This is a genomic window from Arthrobacter sp. Hiyo1 (assembly GCF_001263615.2).
Classification (GTDB): Bacteria; Actinomycetota; Actinomycetes; order Actinomycetales; family Micrococcaceae; genus Arthrobacter.
Genome location: NZ_DF952471.1, coordinates 59,691 through 63,901 on the forward strand (window position 1 = coordinate 59,691; position 4,211 = coordinate 63,901).

The window sequence follows — 4,211 nt, forward strand, 5'->3', positions numbered from 1 at the left end:
CTGTCCGGCTCGACGTCGGGCACGTCCCTGGCGATCGACGGCGGCATGCAGGGGCTGCGGTTGCGCCCGGCCGGATAGCTACGTAACGCAACGCCCGCGCAACCCCTCTCCACCACCGGTTCGCCTATGCTCAACACCAGGCAATCGATGGCGATCCACCAAGGAGCAGGCATGAGCAATTGGCGCATCAGGGACTTCCATTCCTCGGACATGGACGGGATACTGCACCTTTGGGAGTCGCTCAAAGCCGACAACGTGGACCCTGTCTATGCGCTCTCCGAGGTCCTTGCTTCATGCGAGAAGGACCACGCGGTGGTGGCAGTGCAGGGCGAGCAGGTGGTTGGTGCCGCCGTCGGACGTGCAGCCCATGACCAAGGCTGGATCGTCTTCCTGGCCACGTTGCCCGAGTTCCGCGGACGCGGGATAGGCACCTCCCTGCTGGCCGCCGTCGAGAACCGGATGACTCCGCACGGGCTCAACAAGCTCTCGGCGCTCATGCCCGAGTCCGAAACCCGAGTCGAGGCGTTCCTGGGCCGCGGCTTCCTGCTCAAGCAAAACCTGCACTATTTTGAGCGGACCATCCCGGTGCAGCGCCAGGAACTCGAGCCGTTGAGCCAGCTCGGCGGCCGCATCCTGGCCCGGGACCTGTGGGAAAACGTCGCCGGCATGCGCCGCGAAAAGGAGCTGCTGGAACGCCGTCTGGTCCTACCCCTGGCCGAGGCTGACCTCGCCGACCAATTCGGCGTGGTGCCGCCGCGCGCCGTCGTGCTCTTCGGCCTCCCGGGACCGGCAAGACGACCTTTGCGAAAGCGATCGCGTCCCGGCTCGAATGGCCGTTCGTGGAGGTCTTCCCCTCCCGCCTGGCCTCCGATCCCAAGGGACTGGCCGGCGCGCTTCGGGAGACGTTCCTGGAAATCGCCGAACTGGAGCACGCGGTCGTGTTCATCGACGAGGTGGAGGAGATCGCGTCCCAGCGGTCCGGTGAGCCGCCGTCCCCGCTGCAAGGCGTCACCAACGAACTCCTCAAGATCATCCCGGCCTTCCGCGAACAGCCGGGCCGCCTCCTGGTGTGCGCCACCAACTTCATCCGCGCCCTGGACACCGCCTTCCTGCGCCACGGCCGCTTCGACTACGTCATCCCCATCGGACTGCCGGACGTCCATGCCCGCGAGGCCATGTGGCAGCGATTCATCCCGGCCAGCGTGGTGGACTCGGTGGACGTGGCCTTGCTGGTGTCGAGGACGGAGGGCTTCTCCCCCGCGGACATAGAGTACGCGGCACGCAGCGCCTCCCAGCGTGCCCTGGAAAAAGCCGTCTATACAGCCGACGCTGCCGGCGCCGGCGCCTCCTCCGGGGGCGCCGTACCGGCGTCGAACGCCCGCAAGGACCAGTCACGCAGGACTATCTCGACGCGATCGCCGACACCCGCACCACCGTCAGCGACGAAGTCCACCAAGACTTCCTCGAGGACATCGACTCTCTCGCCCGGGTTTAGAGCAACGCGGGTCACTTACGGCCCATATTGGCGCCCCGGATGGGCCGTAAGTGACCCCGCGTTGGAGAAGGAGGAACCGTGAACCTGTTTCTGACCATCCTGAGCGGGGTCGCTTGGACTACGGTTTACATTTGCGCGATCCGGATCGGGTTTCGCGATAAGACGTACGCGATCCCGGCGGCGGCGCTGGGTTTGAACTTCGCGTGGGAAGTCATCTACTCGGTGCATTCGCTCAGCACGAGGCTCTCCGTGCAGGGCGTCATCAACATTGCCTGGGCGTTGGCCGACGTCGCGATTGTGTACACGTTCTTCGCGTTCGGCAGGCGGGAACTTCCCGGATTTGTCACACGGCCGCTGTTCATCGGGTGGGCGGCTCTCTTGGGCTTGGCGTCGTTCGCGGTGCAGTGGCTGTTCATCACCGAGTTCGATTGGGATCCGGCCTCACGGTACGCGGCATTCCTGCAGAATCTCCTGATGTCCGGCCTGTTTATTGCGATGTTCGCTGCCCGACGCAGCTTGCGGGGCCAGTCCCTGGTGATCGCTGTGGCGAAGTGGATCGGAACCCTCGCGCCAACGATCACCTTCGGGGTGCTCGAGAATTCACTGTTCATCCTGGGCATTGGCGTCCTGTGCAGCATTTTCGACCTGACGTACATCGGGCTGCTGTTGTGGGCCAAAAGGAACCCGGGCGCCCTCTCCAGGGATCGGGACTCGGGGGGCCTCCCGGCGGTACCCTGAACCATGTCCATGAATCCATTGCGCCATGCATTGTCGCGCATGGGCGGGCGCGATCCCCAGGAGCTGAATCGCACCGCCACACCCCTGGAACTCTTCTTTGACCTCACTTTTGTCATCGCCTTCGGGGTGGCCGGCAGCCAGTTCGCTCATGAGCTGGCCGAGGCCCGTTTCGGCTCCGGGTTGATGGCTTCACCTTCGCGATGTTCGCCGTCATGTGGGCCTGGATTAATTTCTCGTGGTTTGCCAGCGCCTATGACACTGACGACTGGGTCTTCCGGGTCGTCACCATGGTGCAGATGGTGGGTGTGCTCATCCTTGCCATGGGCATCGAGCCGATGTTCCAGTCGCTCGACGAAGGCCACCGCGTGGACAACTCGACCATGGTGCTGGGTTACATCATCATGCGCTTGGCGTTGGTTTTTCAGTGGCTACGCGCGGCGAAGCAGGATCCGGAGCGCAGAAGCGCTTGCCTCACCTACGCGAAGTTCCTGGTGGTGGCACAGATCGGCTGGGTGGTGGTGCTGATTGTCCACGCCGACATCCTGATGAATTTCCTCATGGCTGCCCCGCTCTTCCTGCTGGAAATGGCGACGCCGACCATCGCCGAGCGCAAAGCCAAGACACCGTGGCACGCGCACCACATCGCGGAACGCTACGGACTCCTGGCGATCATCGCCTTGGGCGAGTGCCTGATCGGAGCCATCGAATCCCTTCGGGCAATCGTGGCCCTTCATGGCTGGTCTGTTGACGCAGCCCTCGTGGGTCTCGGCGGGACCGGGCTGGCCTTTGGAATGTGGTGGATCTACTTCATCCTCCCGGCTGGCCACGCCCTGCATCACCAACGGCACCGGGCATTCGCCTTCGGATACGGCCACATGTTCATCTTTGGGTCAATCGCCGCTACTGGTGGCGGACTTCATGTGGCCGCGCTCTTCATTGATCATGCGGCCCTCATCAGCGCCACCGTTGTAGTGGCCACCATCGCCGTCCCGGTGGCCCTGTTCAAGGTAGCCCTGAGTTCGCTCTACGGCTACCTGCTGGGTTTCGACCGCGCGCTCCTCGGGGTCACGGCCCTCGTGGTCGTGTTGCTTTGCGGCAGTGTGGGCCTGGCCGCCCTGGACGTCTCTGTTCCTGTCTGCATGATGGTCATTGTGGCGGCTCTGGCCCTCTCGATCGTGATCGACGAAAGGCGCGGGGCGGCACGCCGGGAAGCTGCGCTGGAAAGGCTGGGGGCACACCCGGCCACCTAGGCGAAATCGTGGGTCCTGGCCCCAAACCGCCGTACCGGAACGCAGCGAACGGCCTGCACCCACGATGCCGCGGCGCGGCACATCGGCACGAACGTACCGATTCCCAGCGATCGACCCTTGATTCGCTTCCCATGGAGGCGGAAAATGGTGAAACCGGCACGAACGTACCGGAGCGCGGACAACGCGCATGCCCACAAAAAGGCGAGGAAGGATGGACATGTCCTCCAGGGAATTCACCGAGTCCCTTGGCGCGAAGGTCCGTGCCCGCCGCGGCTCCCTGAGCCTGAGCCAGTCCGACCTCGCAGACCTCGCAGGAGTCTCGGAGCGATTCGTCCGGTTCGTGGAGCAGGGGAAGACCACGGTCCAATTGGAGCCACTCCTTGCGGTCCTCGGCACTCTGGGCCTTGAGCTCAAGGTGCAACCCGCGAGCAAGCAATCCAAGCTGCCATGACCTTCAACCGCATCGCCGACGTCTACAAGCAAGGCGTCCTGGCCGCGCGCATCGAGCGGCATGAAGGCGGCACCAAGTTCAGCTACTTGCCGCGGTACTTCGACTCAGGCGGTCCGGCCGTTGCCACGACGCTCCCGCTGACGCGTGAAGCAGTGTTCACCCCGAGCGGCGCGGTTCCGCCCTATTTCACGGGCCTCCTCCCGGAAGGCCGCCGCCTGAATTCCCTGCGCCGGGCGGTCAAGGCCAGCGCCGACGACGAGCTCGCGCTCCTCATGGG

The 4,211-nt window shown here is 64.5% G+C and carries 4 protein-coding genes and 2 pseudogenes; 5 read left to right on the top strand and 1 reads right to left on the bottom strand.

Translation table 11 applies throughout. The features are described 5' to 3' along the window. Positions 1-212, bottom strand: a 212-nt coding sequence (locus AHiyo1_RS25560; RefSeq protein ID WP_216363202.1) for a hypothetical protein, incomplete at its 3' end; no start/stop codon positions are given. Here AHiyo1_RS25560 and AHiyo1_RS11850 point away from each other — a divergent pair. The 5 genes and pseudogenes from AHiyo1_RS11850 to AHiyo1_RS11870 form a co-directional block, all read left to right on the top strand. Beyond that, positions 172-1,495, top strand: a pseudogene (locus tag AHiyo1_RS11850) (ATP-binding protein). The gene AHiyo1_RS25560 and the pseudogene AHiyo1_RS11850 sit on opposite strands and share 41 nt — an antisense overlap. Before the next feature lie 78 nt (positions 1,496-1,573). Further along, positions 1,574-2,233, top strand: coding sequence for a transmembrane-type terpene cyclase (locus AHiyo1_RS11855; protein WP_059388699.1), 660 nt, complete (start codon positions 1,574-1,576; stop codon positions 2,231-2,233). 3 nt (positions 2,234-2,236) lie between these two features. Beyond that, a pseudogene (locus AHiyo1_RS11860) lies at positions 2,237-3,483 on the top strand (low temperature requirement protein A). Positions 3,484-3,700: 217 nt separating this feature from the next. Beyond that, complete coding sequence (locus tag AHiyo1_RS11865) at positions 3,701-3,934, top strand: helix-turn-helix transcriptional regulator (protein ID WP_113990646.1); 234 nt, start codon at positions 3,701-3,703, stop codon at positions 3,932-3,934. Beyond that, a partial coding sequence (locus AHiyo1_RS11870; protein WP_172465583.1) for a HipA N-terminal domain-containing protein occupies positions 3,931-4,211 on the top strand: 281 nt, incomplete at its 3' end. The genes AHiyo1_RS11865 and AHiyo1_RS11870, both read left to right, overlap by 4 nt.